13 protein-coding genes are annotated in these 19580 nt (G+C 71.2%); 9 read left to right on the forward strand and 4 right to left on the reverse strand.

Annotation, left to right across the window (positions count from 1 at the left end):
• Window positions 1–15: 15 nt before the first annotated feature.
• From V1227_RS09290 to V1227_RS09305, 4 genes are all read left to right on the forward strand, one after another.
• Window positions 16–1377: a glycoside hydrolase family 43 protein gene (locus tag V1227_RS09290; RefSeq protein ID WP_329792099.1), complete on the forward strand. Its 1362-nt coding sequence runs from the start codon at window positions 16–18 to the stop codon at window positions 1375–1377.
• Between the two features lie 106 nt (window positions 1378–1483).
• Window positions 1484–4336, forward strand: coding sequence for a glycosyl hydrolase family 95 catalytic domain-containing protein (locus V1227_RS09295; RefSeq protein ID WP_329792100.1), 2853 nt, complete (start codon window positions 1484–1486; stop codon window positions 4334–4336).
• A gap of 110 nt (window positions 4337–4446) precedes the next feature.
• Complete coding sequence (locus tag V1227_RS09300) at window positions 4447–5739, forward strand: ricin-type beta-trefoil lectin domain protein (RefSeq protein ID WP_329792101.1); 1293 nt, start codon at window positions 4447–4449, stop codon at window positions 5737–5739.
• Between the two features lie 36 nt (window positions 5740–5775).
• Entirely contained in the window at window positions 5776–9519 is a 3744-nt protein-coding gene (locus tag V1227_RS09305) for a glycoside hydrolase family 2 TIM barrel-domain containing protein (protein WP_329792102.1), read from the forward strand.
• A 93-nt stretch (window positions 9520–9612) separates the two neighbouring features.
• Here V1227_RS09305 and V1227_RS09310 read toward each other — a convergent pair whose 3' ends face one another.
• From V1227_RS09310 to V1227_RS09325, 4 genes are all read right to left on the reverse strand, one after another.
• Window positions 9613–10236, reverse strand: a complete 624-nt coding sequence (locus V1227_RS09310) for a DUF1345 domain-containing protein (RefSeq protein ID WP_236219243.1) — start codon at window positions 10234–10236, stop codon at window positions 9613–9615.
• A gap of 154 nt (window positions 10237–10390) precedes the next feature.
• On the reverse strand, window positions 10391–11197 hold the full coding sequence (locus tag V1227_RS09315; protein ID WP_329792103.1) for an alpha/beta fold hydrolase: 807 nt from the start codon (window positions 11195–11197) through the stop codon (window positions 10391–10393).
• Between the two features lie 9 nt (window positions 11198–11206).
• Window positions 11207–12040 (reverse strand): alpha/beta fold hydrolase, encoded by an 834-nt coding sequence (locus tag V1227_RS09320; protein ID WP_329792104.1) that lies wholly within the window; start codon window positions 12038–12040, stop codon window positions 11207–11209.
• Between the two features lie 78 nt (window positions 12041–12118).
• On the reverse strand, window positions 12119–14869 hold the full coding sequence (locus V1227_RS09325) for an ATP-binding protein (RefSeq protein WP_329792105.1): 2751 nt from the start codon (window positions 14867–14869) through the stop codon (window positions 12119–12121).
• Window positions 14870–15144: 275 nt separating this feature from the next.
• Between V1227_RS09325 and V1227_RS09330 the strand changes: the two genes are divergently transcribed.
• The 5 genes from V1227_RS09330 to V1227_RS09350 all read left to right on the forward strand — a co-directional run bounded on the left by V1227_RS09330 (window position 15145) and on the right by V1227_RS09350 (window position 19567).
• Window positions 15145–15333 carry a TIGR03769 domain-containing protein gene (locus V1227_RS09330; protein ID WP_329792106.1) on the forward strand — a complete coding sequence of 63 codons (189 nt, stop codon included), beginning with the start codon at window positions 15145–15147 and terminating at the stop codon, window positions 15331–15333.
• A 177-nt stretch (window positions 15334–15510) separates the two neighbouring features.
• Complete coding sequence (locus tag V1227_RS09335; RefSeq protein WP_329792107.1) at window positions 15511–17043, forward strand: anchored repeat ABC transporter, substrate-binding protein; 1533 nt, start codon at window positions 15511–15513, stop codon at window positions 17041–17043.
• A 14-nt stretch (window positions 17044–17057) separates the two neighbouring features.
• The gene (locus V1227_RS09340) at window positions 17058–17954 is read left to right on the forward strand and encodes a choice-of-anchor M domain-containing protein (protein WP_329792108.1); all 897 of its coding nucleotides are present in this window, start codon (window positions 17058–17060) and stop codon (window positions 17952–17954) included.
• Window positions 17951–18694: an anchored repeat-type ABC transporter ATP-binding subunit gene (locus tag V1227_RS09345; protein ID WP_329792109.1), complete on the forward strand. Its 744-nt coding sequence runs from the start codon at window positions 17951–17953 to the stop codon at window positions 18692–18694. The genes V1227_RS09340 and V1227_RS09345 overlap by 4 nt, the downstream gene beginning before the upstream one ends.
• Window positions 18695–19567 carry an anchored repeat-type ABC transporter permease subunit gene (locus tag V1227_RS09350; protein ID WP_329792110.1) on the forward strand — a complete coding sequence of 291 codons (873 nt, stop codon included), beginning with the start codon at window positions 18695–18697 and terminating at the stop codon, window positions 19565–19567. It begins immediately after the preceding gene.
• Window positions 19568–19580: the final 13 nt, after the last annotated feature.

Raw genomic sequence — 19580 nt, forward strand, 5'->3', positions numbered from 1 at the left:
CCCCAGGAGACGACGATGGCCACGAAACGAAGGTTCTGGGCGACCACCGCCGCGGTGGTGGGACTGGTCCTGACCGTGATCGCCCCTGCCCGAGCGGACAACCCGATCGTGCAGCACATCTACACCGCGGACCCCGCGCCACTGGTCCACAACGGACGTGTCTACCTCTACACAGGACACGACGAGGACGGCTCGACCTGGTTCACGATGAAGGAGTGGCGCGTCTGGTCCTCGGCCGACATGGTCAACTGGACCGACCACGGCTCCCCCATGAACCTCGCCACCTTCAGCTGGGCCAAGCAGGACGCCTGGGCCGGGCAGGCGATCGAGCGCAACGGCAAGTTCTACTGGTACGTCCCCGTCGTCACCAAGGCCACCGGGCGCCCGGCGATCGGCGTCGGCGTCTCCGACAGCCCCACCGGGCCGTTCCGGGACGCGATCGGCAGGCCACTCGTCGAGAACGGTGAGATCGACCCCACCGTGATGATCGACGACGGCGGCCAGGCCTACCTGTACTGGGGCAACCCGAACCTCTCCTACGTCCGCCTCAACCCCGACATGATCTCCTACAGCGGCGGCATCACCAGGATCCCGCTCACCACCGCGGGCTTCGGCACCCGCACCGGCGACCCCAACCGGCCCACGCTCTACGAGGAAGGGCCCTGGGTCTACAAGCGCAACGGGCTGTACTACAACGTCTTCGCCGCCAAGTGCTGCTCGGAGTTCATCGCCTACTCCACCTCGCCCGGCCCCACCGGACCGTGGACCTACCGCGGCACCGTGATGCCCACCCAGGGCAGCAGCTTCACCAACCACGCCGGCATCATCGACTTCAAGGGCAGCTCGTACTTCTTCTACCACAACGGCGCCCTGCCCGGCGGGGGCGGCTTCACCCGCTCCGTCGCCGTCGAGAAGTTCACCTACAACGCCGACGGCACCATCCCGACCATCAACATGACCACGGCCGGGCCACCCGCCGCGGACACCCTGAACCCCTACGTCCGCCAGGAGGGCGAGACCATCGGGTGGGGCAGCGGCGTCGAGACCGAACCGTCGAGCGAGGGCGGCCTGAACCTCAGCCACCTCAACAACGGCGACTACGTGAAGCTGAAGAACGTCGCCTTCGGCAACGGTGCCAGGACCTTCACCGCTCGCGTCTCGTCCACCGTCGCGGGAAGCTCCGTCGAGGTCCGCTCCGGCGGCCCGACCGGCGCCCTCGCCGGAACCTGCTCGGTGCCGAACACGGGCGGCTGGCAGACGTGGACCACCGTCTCCTGCGCCGTGAACGGGCTGACCGGCACGCGCGACCTCTACCTGAGGTTCACCGGCGGCAACAGCTACCTGCTCAACGTGAACTGGTGGCAGTTCAGCGCCTGATCGCCCGAGAAAGACGTCGTGAACTGACCGTCCCCTCCCCTGCTCCTCGTGGCCGACGACCACCAGGGGTGCTTCAGCGACCGCGAGAAACCTCTGGAGGACCGACATGTCCGACCTGAACCGCCGGCAGCTCATGAAGCTGGGCGCGGGAGTCGTGCTGACGCAGGCGGGGTGGACGGCCACCGGTACCGCCTCGGCGGCACCGGTGGAGGTGCGGGCGGCGAACGACCTCGCGCTCTGGTACGACCGCCCGGCCGGCAGCGACTGGCTGCGCGCGCTGCCGGTGGGCAACGGGCGGCTCGGCGCGATGGTGTTCGGCAACACCGACACCGAACGCCTGCAGCTCAACGAGGACACGGTCTGGGCAGGGGGCCCGCACGACTACAGCAACCCGCGGGGTGCCGGATCGCTGGCGCAGATCCGGCAGCTCGTGTTCTCGAACCAGTGGACGCAGGCGCAGTCGCTGATCGACCAGACGATGCTCGGCAACCCGGCCGGGCAGCTCGCCTACCAACCGGTCGGCGACCTGAGGCTGGTGCTGCCGTCCGGGACCGCGAGCGGGTACCAGCGCACGCTCGACCTCACGACGGCGACGACCGCCGTCAGCTACGTGGTGAACAACGTGCGCCACCGGCGGGAGGTGTTCGCCAGCGCGCCGGACCAGGTGATCGTCGTGCGCCTGACCGCGGAGACACCGGGGGCGATCTCGTTCACCGCGTCGTTCGGCTCACCCCAGCGCACCACGACGTCCAGCCCGGACGCCACGACGATCGCGCTGGACGGGATCTCCGGCACCCAGCGGGGAATCGCGGGCACCGTGCGGTTCCTGGCACTGGCCAGGGCGGTGGCGGAGGGCGGCACCGTCACCAGCTCGGCGGGGACGGTGCGGGTGAGCGGCGCCTCCGCGGTGACCCTGCTGATCTCCATCGGCACCAGCTACGTCGACTTCCGCACGGTCAACGGCGACTACCAGGGCATCGCCCGCAGCCGTCTGAACGCCGCGCAGGGCCTCTCCTTCGACACCCTGCGGTCCCGGCACGTCGCCGACCACCAGGCGCTGTTCGGGCGCGTGACGCTCGACCTGGGGCGGACGGCGGCGGCCGACCAGCCGACCGACGTCCGGATCGCCCGGCACGCCGGCACGACCGACCCGCAGTTCGCCGCGCTGCTCTTCCAGTACGGCCGCTACCTGCTGATCTCGTCGTCGCGGCCCGGCACGCAACCGGCGAACCTGCAGGGCATCTGGAACGACCAGATGGCGCCTTCGTGGGACTCGAAGTACACCATCAACGCCAACCTGCCGATGAACTACTGGCCGGCGGACACCACCAACCTCGGCGAGTGCCTCCAGCCCGTCTTCCGCATGGTCAACGACCTGACGACCACCGGCGCCCGCACCGCCCAGGTGCAGTACGGCGCCCGAGGCTGGGTCACCCACCACAACACCGACGCCTGGCGCGGTGCCTCGGTCGTCGACTTCGCCGCGGCGGGCATGTGGCAGACGGGCGGCGCGTGGCTCTCCACGCTGATCTGGGACCACTACCGCTTCACCGGTGACGTGGACTTCCTGCGCACGTACTACCCGGCGCTCAAGGGGTGCGCGCAGTTCTTCCTCGACACGCTCGTCACCGAGCCGACCCTCGGCCACCTCGTCACCAACCCGTCCAACTCACCGGAGCTCAACCACCACGCCAACGCCTCGGTGTGCGCCGGGCCCACGATGGACATGCAGATCCTGCGCGACCTGTTCGACGGCTGCGCCGCCGCGTCCGAGGTGCTCGGCGTCGACACCGACTTCCGCGCGCAGGTCCGCGCGGCCAGGCAGCGGCTGGCGCCGACGCGGGTGGGCTCGCGCGGCAACGTGATGGAGTGGCTGTACGACTGGGTCGAGACCGAACCGAACCACCGGCACGTGTCGCACCTCTACGGCCTGCACCCGAGCAACCAGATCACCAAGCGCGGCACCCCCCGGCTGCACACCGCCGCGCGTCGCACGCTCGAGCTGCGCGGTGACACGGGCACCGGGTGGTCACTCGCCTGGAAGATCAACTTCTGGGCACGGCTGGAAGAGGGTTCCCGGGCGCACGACCTGCTGCGCTCCCTGGTGACGACCGACCGCCTCGCGCCCAACATGTTCGACCTGCACCCGCCGTTCCAGATCGACGGCAACTTCGGCGCGACCTCCGGCATCGCGGAAATGCTGCTGCACAGCCACAACGGCGAGCTGCACGTGCTCCCCGCCCTGCCGCCGGCCTGGCCCGCCGGCAGCGTCTCGGGCCTGCGCGGGCGCGGCGGCTACACGGTCGGCGCGACCTGGGCGGCCGACGGCGCTGTCACGCTGTCCGTCGCCGCCGACCGGGACGGCACGGTCCGCGTCCGCAACCGGATCTTCACCGGCACGTTCGAGCTGCGCGACACGACCACCGGCGCCGCGGTCCAGGCCGTGAAACCCGAAGCCGACGTCGTGCAGTTCACCGTCCAACGTGGACACGTGTACAGCGCGACCGGCCGGGGCACCGGCTCGGGGCCCGTGGTGCAGCCGGGCGTGCCCTACCGGCTCGTCGCACGGCACAGCGGGAAGTACGCCGACATCAGCGGCGTGTCCACGGCACCCGGCGCGCTGTTGCAGCAGTGGTCCCCGACCGGCGGGCTCAACCAGCAGTTCGACTTCCTCGACTCCGGCGGCGGGTACTACCGCGTCCGGGCCCGGCACAGCGGCCTGGTGCTCCAGGTCGCGGGCACGGCCACGGGCGCCGACGTCACCCAGCAGACCGACACCGGCGCCACGTCCCAGCAGTGGCGCGTGACCGACCAGGGCGGCGGGGTGATCACCTTGGTCAACCGGTGGAGCGGCCTCGCCCTCGACGTGTGGCAGGCGTCGGCCACCGACGGTGCGCGGATCTCCCAGTGGACCCCCAGCGGGGCCGAGAACCAGCGGTTCCAGCTCCAGCCGGCGTGACGAACCGGAGGAACGGCGATGTCCCAGCAGCACAGCGAGCTCACACCGGCCTCGTCCGCCCCCAACGGCAAGACGTGCTCAGCCGCCTGACCACCACGGGAGTGAAACCCATGCGACGAAACACCATCCAACGACGGGCGTGGTCGCTGATCGCGACGGCCGCGCTGGTCCTCTCCGGCGCCGGTGCCACCCACGCACAGGCGGAGACACCGGCCGGGCAGACCGTGCTCGCGGGCACCGCCGGCTGCGGCAAGGCCCCCACGCTGCGCAACGGCGCCCACACCATCCAGAGCGGCGGCAAGAACCGGTCGTTCATCCTGAGCATCCCGGACAACTACGACAACACCCGCCAGTACCGGCTGGTCTTCGGGTTCCACTGGCTCGGCGGCACGGCGAACCAGGTGGCGGGCGGCGGCAGCGACGGCGACGTCTACGCCCACTACGGCCTGCGCCGGCTGGCGAACAACTCGGCGATCTTCGTCGCCCCGCAGGGGTTGAACAACGGCTGGGGCAACTCCGGCGGCGAGGACGTCAGGTTCGTCGACGACATGCTCAGCCGGATCGAGAACGACCTCTGCGTCGACACGACGCAGCGCTTCTCGCTCGGCTTCAGCTACGGCGGCGCGATGAGCATCTCACTCGCCTGCTCCCGCCCGACGGTGTTCCGCGCCATCGCCGCCATCGCCTCGCCGGGTGAGATCAGCGGGTGCGCCGGCGGCACCGCGCCCGTGGCGTACATGGGCATCCACGGCATCAGCGACAACATCGGGTCGGGCCGCGGCCAGCGCGACCGCTGGGTCCGCAACAACGGCTGCACGCCGCAGAACGCCCCGGAACCCGCGCGGGGCAGCAACACGCACATCACCACCACCTACTCCGGTTGCCGCACGGGCTACCCGGTGGTGTGGGCCCCGTTCGACGGCGGCCACCAGCAGGGACCGGTGGACGGGTGCGCGGGCTGTGAGAGCGGTGCCCGCAGCTGGGTCAAGAACGAGGTGTGGAAGTTCTTCACCGGCGACACGAACCCAGGCCCCACCGCGTTCCGGTTGCGCGGCGAGTCCTCCGGTCGCTGCCTCGACGTGTCCGGGGCGGGCACGGCCAACGGCTCCCAGCTGATCACCTGGGACTGCCACACGGGTGCCAACCAGCAGTTCACCCAGAACGGTCAGGCACTGCAGGTCACCGGCAAGTGCCTCGACGCGCCCACCGGCGCCGGTTCCGGCACCAGGGTGCAGATCTGGGACTGCCACGGCGGTGCCAACCAGAGCTGGAACCTCGGCGGCGGCACCGCCGTCAACGTCCGAACAGGACTCTGCCTGACCTCCGGTGGCACGGGCAACGGCGCGGCCGTCACCCTGGCCACCTGCCGAGGCAGCTCCGACCAGCGCTGGGCCAAGGCCTGACGTCACCCGCTCCCGCACCGACCGCCAGGAGAAGACGTGTCCAACGCACCAGACGAGCGCCCACCGGCACACCCCCACCCGATCCGCAGGCGCACCCTCCTCGGTGGCGGTCTGGCGGCGCTCGCCGCACCCGCGCTGACCGGTCCCGCCGCCGCGACGGCCGAAACCCCGGCGGCGGCCGGGGAGGTCGCGGCCGCGTGGCCCGATCCGCCCAACGGCTACCCCGAGTGGAACAACAACATCGGGATCTTCCAGGTCAACTCCCAGCCCGCGCACGCCACCCTCATGCCGTACGCCGATCTGCAGCAGGCGCTGGCGGCCGACCGCTCGGCCTCGCCGTTCCGCCTCGACCTGACCGGGACCTGGAAGTTCAAGCACGTCACCAAACCCGCCGACCGCGACCTGAACTTCTGGCGGACCGACGTCGACGACAGCGGCTGGGCGAGCCTCCCCGTGCCCGCCAACTGGCAGCTGCACGGCTACGACAACCCGATCTACGTCAACTTCACCTACCCGTGGTGGGGCGGCAACGGCCAGAACGAGAACGCGCAGCCGCCGTTCGCTCCGCAGCGGGTCAACGCGGTCGGCCAGTACCGCCGGACCTTCACGCTGCCCCCCGCGTGGCAGGGCCGCCGGGTCCTGATCCACTTCGAGGGCGTCAAGGCCGGGTTCTACCTGTGGGTGAACGGCACGAAGGTCGGGTACCGCGAGGGCTCGTACACGCCGTCGGAGTTCGACATCACCGACCAGGTGCGCGCCGGGTCGAACCTGCTCGCCGTCGAGGTGTTCCGGTACCCGGACGGCGACTGGCTGGAGGACCAGGACATGATCCGGCTGTCCGGGATCTTCCGACCGGTCTTCCTCTACTCGCTCCCGCCCGTGCACCTGCGCGACTTCACGATCACCACGCCGTTGCGGGACAACTACACCAACGCCGACCTCGGCGTGGCGGTGGTCCTCCGCAACAGCGGCGGGCAGCAGACGGGGACGTTCACGGTCGAAACCCAGCTGTACGAACGGAACGGGCAACCGGTGTGGGCGGAACCGCTGCGCACGCCGGTGAACTCGCCCTCGTCCGGCCAGGAGGCCACCGGCCGCGGCTCGAAAGCGGTGCAGGGACCGAGGCTCTGGTCGGCCGAGCACCCGAACCTCTACACCGCCGTGCTCTCGCTGAAGAATTCCGCGGGCACGGTGGTCCAGACGGTGTCGGCCAGGGTCGGCTTCCGCGAGTTCGCGCTCAGGGACGGGCTCATGCGGATCAACGGCCGGCCGGTGTCGTTGCGCGGCACCAACAGGCACGAGATGCACCCGGACCGCGGTGCCGCACTGACCCGTGCCGACATGGTCCGCGACATCACCGTGATGAAGCAGCTCAACATCAACTCGGTCCGCACGTCGCACTACCCGAACGACACGCTGTGGTACGACCTGGCCGACGAGTACGGGCTCTACGTGCTCGACGAGGCCAACCTCGAGACCCACGGGATCCGGGACAACTACCCCGCGTCGAGGTCGGACTGGACCTCGAACGTGCTCGACCGGGCCGCGCAGATGGTGCACCGCGACAAGAACCACCCGTCGGTGATCATGTGGTCGCTCGGCAACGAGGCCGGTGGCGGCAGCAACTTCGTCGCGATGCGCGACTGGATCCGCGCGGCCGACCCGACCCGGATCATCCAGTACGAGGGCGACAACCGGCCCCAGGTCAGCGACATCCGGTCCGCTATGTACGAAAGCCCCGCCGCGGTGCAGAACCGGGCGCGGAACACCTCGGACACCCGGCCGTACGTCATGATCGAGTACACCCACTGCATGGGCAACTCCGCCGGCAACCTCAAGGAGTACTGGGACGTCATCCGCGCCCATCCCGTCCTGCAGGGCGGCTGGATCTGGGACTTCGCCGACCAGGCGCTCACCTGGAGGACCTCGGCCGGCGTCACGTACCTGGCCTACGGCGGCGACTGGGGCGACAACCCGAACGACGGCGCCTTCTGCGGTGACGGCATCGTGATGGCCGACCGGCGGATCACCGGCAAGGCCGTCGAGGTCAAGCAGGTCTACCAGGCGATCAACGTGACCGCCGGCAGCTCCTTCGACACCGTCCGGATCACCAACGAGCACCTGTTCACCAACGTCAACGAGTTCGTCGCCGACTGGGCTCTGGTCGCCGACGGCACGGTCATCCAAAGCGGACAGCTCACCGCGGCGCAGGCCGACATCGCACCGCTGTCCACCAAGGCGGTGCAGCTGCCGGTCCAGCGCCCAGCCAACCCGGCACCGGGCGAGGAGCACTTCCTGCAGCTGTCGTTCAAGCTGCGGACCGCGACCCCGTGGGCCGCGGCCGGTTTCGAGGTGGCCAAGCAACAGCTGCCGGTCGCCCTCGGCAGCCCGCCGGTCGTGCCGGTACCGGTCACGTCCGTGCCGGTGCTGACCGCCACCGAGACCGGTGACCGCATCACCGTCACCGGACAGGACTTCGCCCTCACCATCGCGAGGGCCACCGGCGTGATCACCTCCTACGACGCGATGGGCATGCGGCTGCTGACCTCCGGTCCGGTGCCCAACTTCTGGCGGGCGCCGACCGACAACGACGTCGGCAACGGCCACCCGAGCCGCAACGCCACCTGGCGCCACGCGGGCGCGAACCGCACGGTGAGCCGCGTGGTGCTCGACCGGCCCTCCGACCGCGAAGTGCGGATCACCGTGAGCGGCACCCTGCCGACCAGCACCGTGTCGACGTTCACGATGACGTACACGGTCTACGGCAACGGCGAGATCAAGGTCGACAACACGCTGCACCCCGGAGCGCCGACCCTGCCCTACATCCCCGAGGTGGGCACGATGCTGTTCCTGCCGGGTGAGCTCTCCCGGCTGCGCTACTACGGCCGGGGTCCGCACGAGAACCAGTGGGACCGCAAGACCGGCTCGGACGTCGGCGTGTACTCCTCGACCGTGGCCGAGCAGTGGACCGGCTACCTCCGGCCGCAGGAGAACGGCAACAAGACCGACGTCCGCTGGGTCGCCCTGGTCAACGGCAGCGGCCGCGGCCTGCTCGCGTGCGGCGACCAGCCGCTGGAGGTGAACGCGTCCCACTTCACCCCCGAGGACCTCTCGAAGGGCGTCCGGCACGACTACCAGCTCACCCGGCGGCAGGACGTGGTGCTGCGGCTGAACCTGCGCCAGACGGGTGTCGGGGGCAACGACAGCTGGGGCGCGCACCCGCTCGACACCTACAAGCTGTTCCCCAACCGGGACTACACCTACACGTACCGGTTGAAGCCGTTGCCCGACCTCGGCCAAGCGCTGGCGCTGGCCCGCAGACCGGTCGGCAGCGCGGGTGTCGGCACCGGTCCGGTGCAGACCGGTGTGGACTACCGGCTCGTCGCCCAGCACAGCGGCAAGCTGGTGGACATCAACGGCGGTTCCACCGCGGCGGGTGCCACCGCGATCCAGTGGTCCGCCACGGGTGGGCTGAACCAGGTGTTCGACTTCCTCGACGCCGGCGGCGGCCACTACCGGATCCGCGCGCGGCACAGCGGTCTCGTGCTCCAGGTCGCGAGCTCGAGCAGCGGTGCCGACATCACCCAGCAGCCCGACACCGGCTCGGCCGCCCAGCAGTGGCGGGTGGTCGACCACGGGCTGGGCGTGGTGGGCTTCGTCAACCGGCAGAGCGGGCTCGCCGTGGACGTCTGGGAGCAGTCGACAGCCGACGGTGCCCGGATCTCCCAGTGGGCCGCGGGATCCGGTCTCAACCAGCGGTTCACGCTCCAGCGGCTGTGAGCCGGTCTTCCGGTGGGATGGACGCTCACGTACCCGTGGGCGTCCATCCCACCGATCACTCGGCCTGCGGCGCGCCGTGTGACAACCGGGTGGTCAGCCGCTGATCACGCCGATGGCGATGCCGAGCATCGCGGTGTTGTAGATGAACGAGAGCACGCCGTGCGCGAGGACCCGCAATCGCATCCTGGAGGTGCGCGACTCGACGTCGGAGACCGCGAACGTGGTGCCTACGGTGAACGAGAAGTAGGCGAAGTCGATGAAGGTCGGGTGCTCGGTGCCGGGGAACACCAGCACCTTCTCGGGCAGGGCGCTGTAGTAGGCCTGCGCGTAGCGGTCGGCGTAGCCGAAGTGCAGGATCGCCCACGCCAGCAGCACGGCGAGCACCCCCACGGCCTTGCCGAGCACCGCCGCCTGGGTGCCGTCCTCGATGAGCACGATGGTCAGGCCGGACGTGATCCCGACGAGGCTGGTGAACAGGGTGAACAGGGTGCCGCTGCGGCGGCCCAGCGCGGTCTTGACCCACGCGCCCCTGTCGTCGCCCGCCCGCTTGCTGCGACTGAGGCGGATGACGCGGATCGCGAGGTAGACGACGGCGATGAGGTCCCACAACGCGATCCACCTGGTGTCGTCCACCTCCGCGAAGAAGATGGGGATGCCGAGCAGGGCGAGCGTGCCCTCCAGGATCCGGGACAGCACGATTGACAGCTTGAAGCGCATGACCTTCCTCGGTCGGGATAGCAGGGTTGGTCGGCGGGCGACGCGCACGGCCGGGCGATCCCGCCGGCACAGGGGGATGTCCGCCGGGAGCGACGCCGCGGCTCGCCGGCCGCCCCGGCCCCGCGACCGCGAGGTCACGGGGCCGGGAGAGGCGTCAGCTCGCGGCGCGGCGGACGAGGTCGACGACCGCGTTCGGATGCGAGACCGCCACGGCGTGCGACGCTCCCTCGACGGTCGCGGTGGCGCGTGAACCCGCCCGGCCGGCCATGAACTCCTGCGCCCGCAGGGGGATGTTCTTGTCGGCCCCGGCCAGCAGGAACCACGAGGGGATGCTCGCCCAGGCCGGCGTGCCCGAAGCCTCGTTCAGGGCGGCGTCCCGGATGGGGCGCTGAGTGGCGGCCATCAGGGCGGTCTGCCGCGCCGGGACGTCGGCCGCGAACTGCTGCCGGAAGAGCGAGGGCAAGATGTAGAGGTCCGTCGAGCCGTCCGGCAGCGCAACGGGTGCCAGCGTCTCCCCCAGTGTGCTGCCGGGGTACTTCGCGGCGAGCTGTGCCGCGGCCTCACCCCCGGCGGGGGCGAAGGCGGCCACGTACACCAGCGCCTTGACCTTCGGGGAACGTGCCTTCACGTTGGTGATGACGGCACCGCCGTAGGAGTGGCCGACGAGCACCACGGGCCCGTCGATCGCAGCCAGACGCGCGTCGAGTGCCTCGGCGTCGGAGGCGACTCCGCGCAGGGGGTTGGCCACGGCGAGGGCGGTGAAGCCCTTGCGCTGCAACCGCTCGATGACGGGGTTCCAGCTCGCGCCGTCGGCGAAGGCGCCGTGGACGAGGACGATCGTGGGCTTCTGCCCGGCCGGCGGGTGGGCGGCCACCGCGTTCGAGATGCCGAACAGGGCGAGCCCCGAGGCGGCGACGAGCACGGCCAGCAGAGCGGTGAAGCGGTGCGTGAGTCTGTGCATCTGCGGGTCTCAGTCCGTGAGGAAGGCGAGCAGGGCGGCGTTGACCTCGGCCGCGTGCGTGAGCAGCAGGCCGTGGGGAGCGCCGTCGATCTCGACGTAGCGCGCGCCGGGCAGGCGGCGGCGGAACTCGCGGGCGGTGGCGTCGATCGGCAGGATGCGGTCGGCGGTGCCGTGCAGGATGAGCGACGGCACGTCGATGCGCTCCACGTCGGCCCGGAAGTCCGTCAGCCACGCCGGGACGCACGCGTACGCCGCCACCGGCGCCGAGGCGATGGCGGTGGCCCAGTTCGCCCGGAGCGCGGCGTCGCTGAGACGGGAGCCGAGCGTCTCGTCGGTGTTGAAGAAGTCGACGAAGAAGTTCTCGTACCAGGCGTAGCGGTCGGCCTCGGCCTGCTCGGCGATGCCGTCGAACACCGACTGCGGCACGCCGGCGGGGTTGTCGTCGGTCTGCAGCAGGAACGGCTGGAGCGCGCCGAGGAAGGCCGCCTTCGCCACCCGCTGCGAGCCGTAGGTGCCGAGGTAGCGGGCGACCTCGCCCGAGCCCATCGAGAAGCCGACGAGCACGACGTCGCTCAGGTCGAGCCGGGTCAGGACCTCGTCGAGGTCACCGGCGAAGGTGTCGTAGTCGTAGCCCGTCATGGTCTTGCTCGACCGGCCGAAGCCGCGGCGGTCGTAGGTGATGACTCGGTAGCCGGCCTTGACCAGCGCGTCGGTCTGCTTCTCCCACGACTGGCCGTCGAGCGGGTAGCCGTGGATCAGGACGACCGGCTGGCCCGAGCCGTGGTCCTCGTAGTACAGCTCGACGTCGGTCGAGCCCTCGGTGCCGACGGTGATGGTTCCCATGGTGCCTTCCCGCCCGTCCGCCGTTTGCGAACCGGGCATGGCACGAAACCTAGGGAGCGGCGGGCCCGGCCGCGTCCGTCAGCCGACGTCTTCGACGTACGTAGTCGTGCCGCGCAGCACCGCGCCGAGCTCGCCGCGGGAGGTCACGCCCAGCTTGGGGAACATGCGCTGCAGGTGCGTGCTCACCGTCCTGGGCGAAACGTACAGCCGCTCGCCGATCTCCCGGTTGGTCAGCCCCTGCGCGGCGAGCTGGGCGACGTGCAGCTCGGTCGAGGTGAGCCGGTCGACGGCGACCGGGTCCTGCCGGGGCGACGACGTGCCCGCGGCGCGCAGCTCCTGACGTGCCCGCTGCGACCAGGCCGACGCGCCGAGCGCGTCGAAGACCTCGCACGCGGCCTGCAGCACGACGCGGGACTCCGCGGGCCGCCGGTGCCGCCGCAGCCACGCGCCCAGGGCGAGGTGCACCCGCGCCCGCTCGAACGGCCAGTCGACGGGGACGGCGCCGAGGGCCTCCCGGTACAGCGGCTCGGCGGCGTCCGGCGGGCTGAGCAGGGCACGGCCGAGGCGCAGCCCGCAGAGCAGGGCGGGTGAGGGGGTCTGCTCCGCGAGCGGGGCGAGTTCGCGCAGGACGTCCCGCGCCGCTTCGGCGGACTCGCTGCGCACCGCCGCCTCGACCAGTTCGGCGACCCCGTAGAAGCGCAGCCAGGGGTGGAAGGCGGGGTCGGCCGGCTCGAAGACGCGGAGCAGGTGCCCGAAGGCGTCGCCGTAGCGGCCCTGGCAGAGGGCTTCCTGTCCGCGGGCCATCTGCACGATGGCCAGCGCCGGGCGCGCACCGCCGGGCAGCGCGGTCCGTTCCGCCTCCGCTGCCCACTCCTGCGCGCGCGGGTCGCCGCAGACGGCGGCGACCTGCGCACGGATGGCGTGCACCATCGCGTGCACGAGGGGCTGTCCCGTCTCGCGGGCCAGCTCTCCCGCCTCCTCGGCGGCGAGCTGAGCGGCGCGCACGTCGGCGAGCCGCGCGGCGCCGCCCGCCTGGACGCACAGGGCTCTGGCGAGCATCGACAACCGGCCCCGTGCCCGCAGGGCGTCGAGCGACCTCGTGGCCAGCCGGCTCGCCAGGGCGGGAGCGCCCATCATCACCGCGGCACTGCCGAGGAGCTGGTCCCAGTCGGCGTCCTCGGACCACCGGTCCAGCTGATCGGCCAGGGACTCCAGGGCGGCGCGTCCGCGCTCGACCGGCGCGCAGTACGCCCGCAGTGCCACCACGCCGGCGTTGCCCGCGTCCACGGGCATCCGCTCGGCAGCGGCGGCGATCCGCCGGCGGGCGGCCGGTCCCGGCTCGCCCCAGAAGCAGTGCAGGACCGCTCCCCACAGCATGCGCAGGCCCAGCGCGGGCTCACCACTGGCGGCGACCTCCACGGCCAGCTCCGCCAGCTCGGCGGTCGCGGTGCCCTCGCCCTGCGCCGAACCCTCGACCAGGACGATGTCGACCCAGGCGGCACGGCCCCGGTTCCGCACCGAGAGGTCGTACGAGCGCGCCTGGCCCAGCAGCTGGGCCGCGGCCTCGCACTGGCCCGACTCCAGGGCGAGCTCGGCCGCGCGCAGCAGCCGGTCCGCACGCGCGGAGGGGTCCGCGGTCAGCTCCGCCGCCCGCCGCAGCGCGGCGAGGGCCGCGGCGACACCACCGCGCCGCAGAGCCCGGTCGGCGGTGAGGACCAGGTCCCGCGCCGCGTGCTCATCGGGACCGGCGGTGGCGGCGGCGCGGTGCCACGCCCGCCGATCGGGCTGCCCCTCGAGCTGCGAGGTGAGAGCGGCGTGCGCGGCCTGCCGTTCCGCGGCGGTCGCCGCGTGGTGCAGCGCCGAGCGGACCAGCGGGTGCCGGAACACCATCCCCCACGGCTCCAGCAAACCGGCGTCCACCGCCGGCTCGAGAACGGCGACGTCGACCGCCTTCCCGAGCATCCGGCCGGCGGCGGCGAGGCACTCGTCCATCGTGCCGTCGCCGTTGAGGGCGGCGAGGAGGAGAACCGCCCGCGTGTCGGCCGGAAGACGGGACACCCGCGCCGTGAAGGTCCGCTCGAGCCGCTCGGTCAGCGGCAGCGGACCCGGGGTGAGCGCGTACGCCCCACCGACCGACCGCAGCGCGACCGGCAGCTCGGTCAACGCCAGCGGGTTCCCGGCCGCCTCCGCCAGCAGCCGCCGCCGGACCTGCTGCCCCAGGCCGGGGGCCACCGAGTCCAGCAGCTCCCCCGACACCTCGTCCGTCAGCGGGTCCAGGTGCAGCACCGGCAGCCCGGCGCCGGACAGCCGGTCGTCGAGGAAGCGGGTGACGGCGACCAGCGCGAGGGGGTCGGACTCGATCCTCCGCGCGACGAACCCGAGCACGTCGAGGCTCGCCCGGTCGATCCAATGGGCGTCCTCGACGACCACCAGCAACGGCGCCTTCACCGCCGCGTCCGACAACAGGGTCAGCGCAGCGAGACCGACGAGGTAGAGGTCCGGCACGGTCTCGTCGGCGAGCCCGACGGCGGCGCGCAGCGCGGCGCGTTGCGGTGCGGGCAGGTCGTCGATCCCGTCTCGCAGCTGGTGGACCAGCTGGTGCAGGCCGGCGCAGGGCACGTGCTCCTCCGACTCCACCCCCACCGCCGTGACCACCCGCGTCCCGCGCTCCGCGGCCCGCGCCGCCGCCTCGGCGACCAGCGCCGACTTGCCGATTCCGGGCGAGCCGAGGACGACCACCGCGCCTCCCGACCCGGAGGCGGCCTGTTCGACGAGGGCAGCCAGTGCACGGCGCTCGGTCTCACGACCCAGCAGGGCCCGTCGTTGCATGCAGAAACTCTCTCTTCTCCACCGCCACCTGCCGCGCCCGGGACACGCGGAACCGGCTGATCCCCGCGTGACTCGCACGAGCCGGCCGGGCCGGACAGGGGACGCGGGCCGCACAACGGCACGCGTGCCGCCTTGGCGAAACCGGGGCTCCAGTGCCTGCGAGCCGTATTGGAGCACATCCGGAACTCCGGCCGAAACCGAGACCGGGAGCTCCGAGGCATCGTGACAACGGTCTGCCCATCTCCGCCCCGGCAACACCCACCGAGCAGTCGACCGTGTGGTTCGACAGCGGCAACGGCCTGCCCGACAGCCGCTCGTTCGCCGTGAACACCCACGCCCACGCCAACTGGGCGTTCGAAGCGGTATGCACCTACACCGCGGTCTTCGAGGTGACGGCGACCAAGGCCACCGGCGGCGCGGTCACCAGCGGCCAGAAGAGCTGCACCTTCACCGTCCAGCCGTGACGTGCGCGGAGGCCGGGATGCGCCTCGGCCTCCGCACTTCACCGCAGCGCCGCGAGACCGCAGCCAAGTGGTGTAGACCACGCCCCCCGAGGTCTGGCTTTCGAGGGCGGTTGATGATTATGGTTATCGTTATTAACTACCTCCGGCACAGATTGGCGTGACGACGTGCTCCCTGGCTTGCGCCGACGCCTGCTGGCCGGGTTGGTCGTCATCGCGGGAACGGCGGGCTGCACCGCTCCGGCCTCGCTGAGCGATCGCGACGACCGGCTCCAGGTGGTCACCACGACCGGGCTGCTGCGGGACCTCGTGCGCAACGTCGGCGGATCGAGGGTCAACGTCACCTCGCTCGTGCCCGACGGAGCCGACCCGCACTCCTACGAACCGAGCCTGCGCGACGTGCGGAACGTGGTGTACGCGGACGTCGCGTTCAGCAACTACGTGATGCTGGAGGAGCACTCCGTCATCCGAGCCCTGGACGCGAACCTCCGGCCGGAGGCCGCGAACGTGTCGTTGGCCGAGGAAGCGGTCAAGTACGCGGCCGAGATCATCCCGCTGGTCGAGGACGTCACGCTGGACACCGTGTGGCTCGGACTGCGGGCCCGGGGTGGAGGAAAGGCCCGCGGCGCGAACCGCGCGTCGGAGGTGCTGGTGAGCATGACCGCCGCCAGCGGCCCGGGCCACGTCTACGGCTACCTCACCGGGTCGTTCGGCGACGCCGACGTCTACTTCGACTCCAGTGACGGCTTCAACCCCGGCAACGGGTACGGCGACGACACCGCGATCCTGCCCGCCGACGCCCACACGCACATGTCCTGGGCGTTCACCAAGCCCGGCGTCTACGAAGTGACCCTGTCCGCGCGGCTGAAGGTGGACCAGCGGTCACGACCGGTTCCGCTCGGCGAGTCGACGTTCACCTTCGCGGTCGGCGTGCAGCCCCCGAACCGGCCTGTGCCCGTGGACCGGGGGCATACCGACCTGACCGTCGACGTGGACGGCGAACAGATGTACACCCTGTACGACCCGCAAGGCGGAGGCGAGAAGGCGCAGCAGGTCGTGCCCGCGACCGACGCCGTGATCGTCGTGCCGAGCAAGGCGCTCAGCGAGATCCCCGCCGGGTTCGGGTTCCTCGGCCGTCCGGGCGAGCGGGTCTACCAGCTCGCCCAGGCCGTGCTCGGCAAGCACGTGCACGGAGAGATCGACCCGCACCTGTGGCAGAACGTGCGCAACGCCATGTCCTACACCCAGGTCATCCGCGACAAGCTGATCGAGAAGGATCCCCGGGGCGCACTGGAGTACCGGCGCAACGCCGAGGCCTACCTCGCCGAACTGGACGCCCTCGACCGGTATGTGCGCACACGGATCGACGAGATCCCGGCAGCGCGCCGTCATCTGATCACCACCCACGACGCGTTCGGGTATCTCGCCCAGGCGTACGGCGTGAGCGTCGCCGGGTTCGTCACGCCCAACCCCGCCACCGAGCCGTCCCTGGCCGATCGCCGCAAGCTCACCGAGACGATCCGCAACCTCGAGGTGCCCGCGGTGTTCCTCGAGCCCAACCTGGCCGCCCGTTCCTCGACGCTCACGCAGGTAGCCGAGGAGCAGGGAATCCGGGTCTGCCCGATCTACGGCGACACGTTCGACGGCGAGGTCACGACCTACGTCCGGATGATGCGGTTCAACGCCGACTCGCTGCGCGACTGCCTGCGCTGATGAAAGAGGAGTTCATGAGACGGTCCCTGCCGAGCGCCCTGCTGGTCGTGGTGGCGCTGCTGACGCCTGCCGCGGCCTCGGCGCAGCCGACCGACCAGACCATCGCGCCGGACCAGCGGATCGCGGCGGACGAGGCCGTGCTGTCGCGCGGCCACGTGGACATCGGTCCCCGGTACGCCGACGGTGCGTGGAAGCTGATGGTGCACGACGACACCGGCGACCCGGCCGTGTGGCGGGACCTCGACCGCACCGCGTTCCAGGTCCCGGACAAGGCTTTGCTGACCGTGCCGGACAACCCCGCCTACGCCTTCATCGGCAAGCCGGGTGCTCGGGTGCACGTGCTGCCGCAGGTGCAGAACCCCGACGTGACCTGGGTCGGCTGGAACACCCAGGACCCGCAGGTGATGGAGACCGTCGACCGGGGCGTCACCCTGACGCTCACCGGCGTCGAGGGTCCCGGCGAGCTGTTCGTCTACCTGCAGGCCGGCAACTTCGGTGCCGCCGACGTGCTCTGGAACTCCACCAAGCCGGAACGCCAGGACATCTGGGTCGACACCAACACGCACACGCACGCCAACTGGGTCTTCACCGCGCCTGGCGTCTACCTCGTCCAGGTCGAGGCACACGCGAAACTGGTGGACGGCAAGGAAGTCCGCAACACCACGACACTGCGCTTCGCCGTCGGCGACGCGGTCGACCCCGAAGCGGCCCTCGCCGCCACGCCGCGGACGTCAGCGAACGCGGCACCTCCCGCAGCAGCGTCCGAAAAGGACGTTGCTGCGGACGACCGCGGTTCCGGACCACCCCTGGGCGTCGTCGCGCTGATCGCGGCCGTTGTCGTGCTGGGGGTGCTCGTCGTCGTTGTGCTCGTGCGCGGCCGGGCGGCGAAGCGGCAGGGGACCTCCGGGTGAACGCGCTGCGGGTGAGCGGGCTCGCCGTGGACCTCGGCGGGCGGCGGGTGCTCACGGACGTCGACCTCACCGTCGACCGGGGCGAGCTCGTCGGGCTCGTCGGGCCGAACGGCGCCGGAAAGACCACGTTGTTGCGCAGCCTGATGGGCCTGCTGACCCCCAAGGCCGGCTTGGTCGAGGTCGACGGGGAGCCGGTGCACCGCGCCGGTACCGGCCTGGGGTACGTGCCGCAGCGGCACGAGTTCGCCTGGGACTTCCCGCTCTCGGTGGAGGGTGTGGTGATGACCGGCCGGACCGGGAAGCTGGGGCTGTTCCGCAGACCGGGGGCGGCGGACTGGCGTGCGGTGGCCGAAGCGCTCGACCGGGTGCGCATGGCCGATCTGCGGACCCGGCCTGTCGGCGAACTGTCCGGCGGGCAGCGCCAGCGCGTGCTGCTGGCCAGGGCGCTCGCGCTCCAGCCGTCGGCGCTGTTGCTCGACGAGCCCTTCACCGGCTTGGACATGCCCACGCAGGAACTGCTCTCGGACCTGCTGCTGTCCCTGGCCGGGGACTCCCACGCCGTGCTGACCACCACCCACGACCTGCCGGGAGCGCTCTACACCTGCGACCGGCTCATCCTGCTCAACCGCACGGTCGTCGCCGCGGGCCCGCCGGACGAGTTGCGCGACGAGAAGCCGTGGATGGACACCTTCGGCGTCAGCGAGGGCAGTCCGCTGCTCAAGATCCTCAAGGCGGTCTGAATGTCCCCGATCGACTTCCTGCGCGACCTGACCAACCCCGACCTCGCGTTCCTGCCCAAGGCACTGCTCGTGGCCGTCATGTCCTCGATCGTCTGCGGCGTCGTGGGCTGCTACGTCGTGCTGCGGGGAATGGCGTTCATCGGTGACGCGGTCGCGCACGCCGTGTTCCCCGGACTCGCCATCGCGTTCGCGGTGTCGGGCAACCTCATCCTCGGCGGCACCCTCGCCGGGGTCGCCACCGCCGTCCTGGTCGCCGTGTTCTCGCAGAACCGGCGGCTGCGCGAGGACTCGGTGATCGGCATCTTCTTCGTGGCGGCGTTCGCGCTGGGCATCGTGGTGATCTCCAGGGCGCCGGGCTACGCGGGATCGCTGCAGCAGTTCCTGTTCGGCTCCATCACCGGTATCCCGGACGAGGACCTCTACACGGTCGCGGTGACCGGCATCCTCGTGCTGGGCGCGGTCTTCCTGCTGCACAAGGAGTTCGTCGCGGTCACCATCGACCGGGAGATGGCCAGGGCGACGGGGCTCCGGGTGTTCTGGCTGGACATCGTGCTCTACGTGCTCGTCACCCTCGCGGTGGTGATCTCGGTGCAGACGATCGGCAACATCCTGGTGCTGGCGCTCCTCGTGACCCCGGCGGCGACCGCGCGCCTGCTGACCGACCGGCTCGCCGTGATGATGCTGCTCGCGCCTGTGATCGGCGGCCTGTGCGCGCTCACCGGCCTGTACGTGTCGTGGTCGTGGGACTTCCCGACGGGCGGAACGATCGTCCTCGTCCTCACCGCGGTGTTCCTGACGGCGTGGGTCCTGGCGCCGAAGCACGGTCTGCTCTCCCGCGCGTCCGGACGCCGGGCGGAGAGCACCGCGAGCTAGCTCGACCGACGAC

Origin of the sequence: Lentzea sp. DG1S-22 (assembly GCF_036321065.1) — a bacterium.
Taxonomy (GTDB): domain Bacteria; phylum Actinomycetota; class Actinomycetes; order Mycobacteriales; family Pseudonocardiaceae; genus Lentzea; species Lentzea jiangxiensis.

Bases quoted from the DNA above. Each gene is read 5' to 3' on its own strand.
- V1227_RS09290 (WP_329792099.1), top strand. From the start codon at position 16: ATGGCCACGAAACGAAGGTTCTGGGCGACCACCGCCGCGGTGGTGGGA.
- V1227_RS09295 (WP_329792100.1), top strand. From the start codon at position 1,484: ATGTCCGACCTGAACCGCCGGCAGCTCATGAAGCTGGGCGCGGGAGTC.
- V1227_RS09300 (WP_329792101.1), top strand. From the start codon at position 4,447: ATGCGACGAAACACCATCCAACGACGGGCGTGGTCGCTGATCGCGACG.
- V1227_RS09310 (WP_236219243.1), bottom strand. From the start codon at position 10,236: ATGCGCTTCAAGCTGTCAATCGTGCTGTCCCGGATCCTGGAGGGCACG.
- V1227_RS09315 (WP_329792103.1), bottom strand. From the start codon at position 11,197: ATGCACAGACTCACGCACCGCTTCACCGCTCTGCTGGCCGTGCTCGTC.
- V1227_RS09320 (WP_329792104.1), bottom strand. From the start codon at position 12,040: ATGGGAACCATCACCGTCGGCACCGAGGGCTCGACCGACGTCGAGCTG.
- V1227_RS09325 (WP_329792105.1), bottom strand. From the start codon at position 14,869: ATGCAACGACGGGCCCTGCTGGGTCGTGAGACCGAGCGCCGTGCACTG.
- V1227_RS09340 (WP_329792108.1), top strand. From the start codon at position 17,058: ATGAGACGGTCCCTGCCGAGCGCCCTGCTGGTCGTGGTGGCGCTGCTG.
- V1227_RS09350 (WP_329792110.1), top strand. From the start codon at position 18,695: ATGTCCCCGATCGACTTCCTGCGCGACCTGACCAACCCCGACCTCGCG.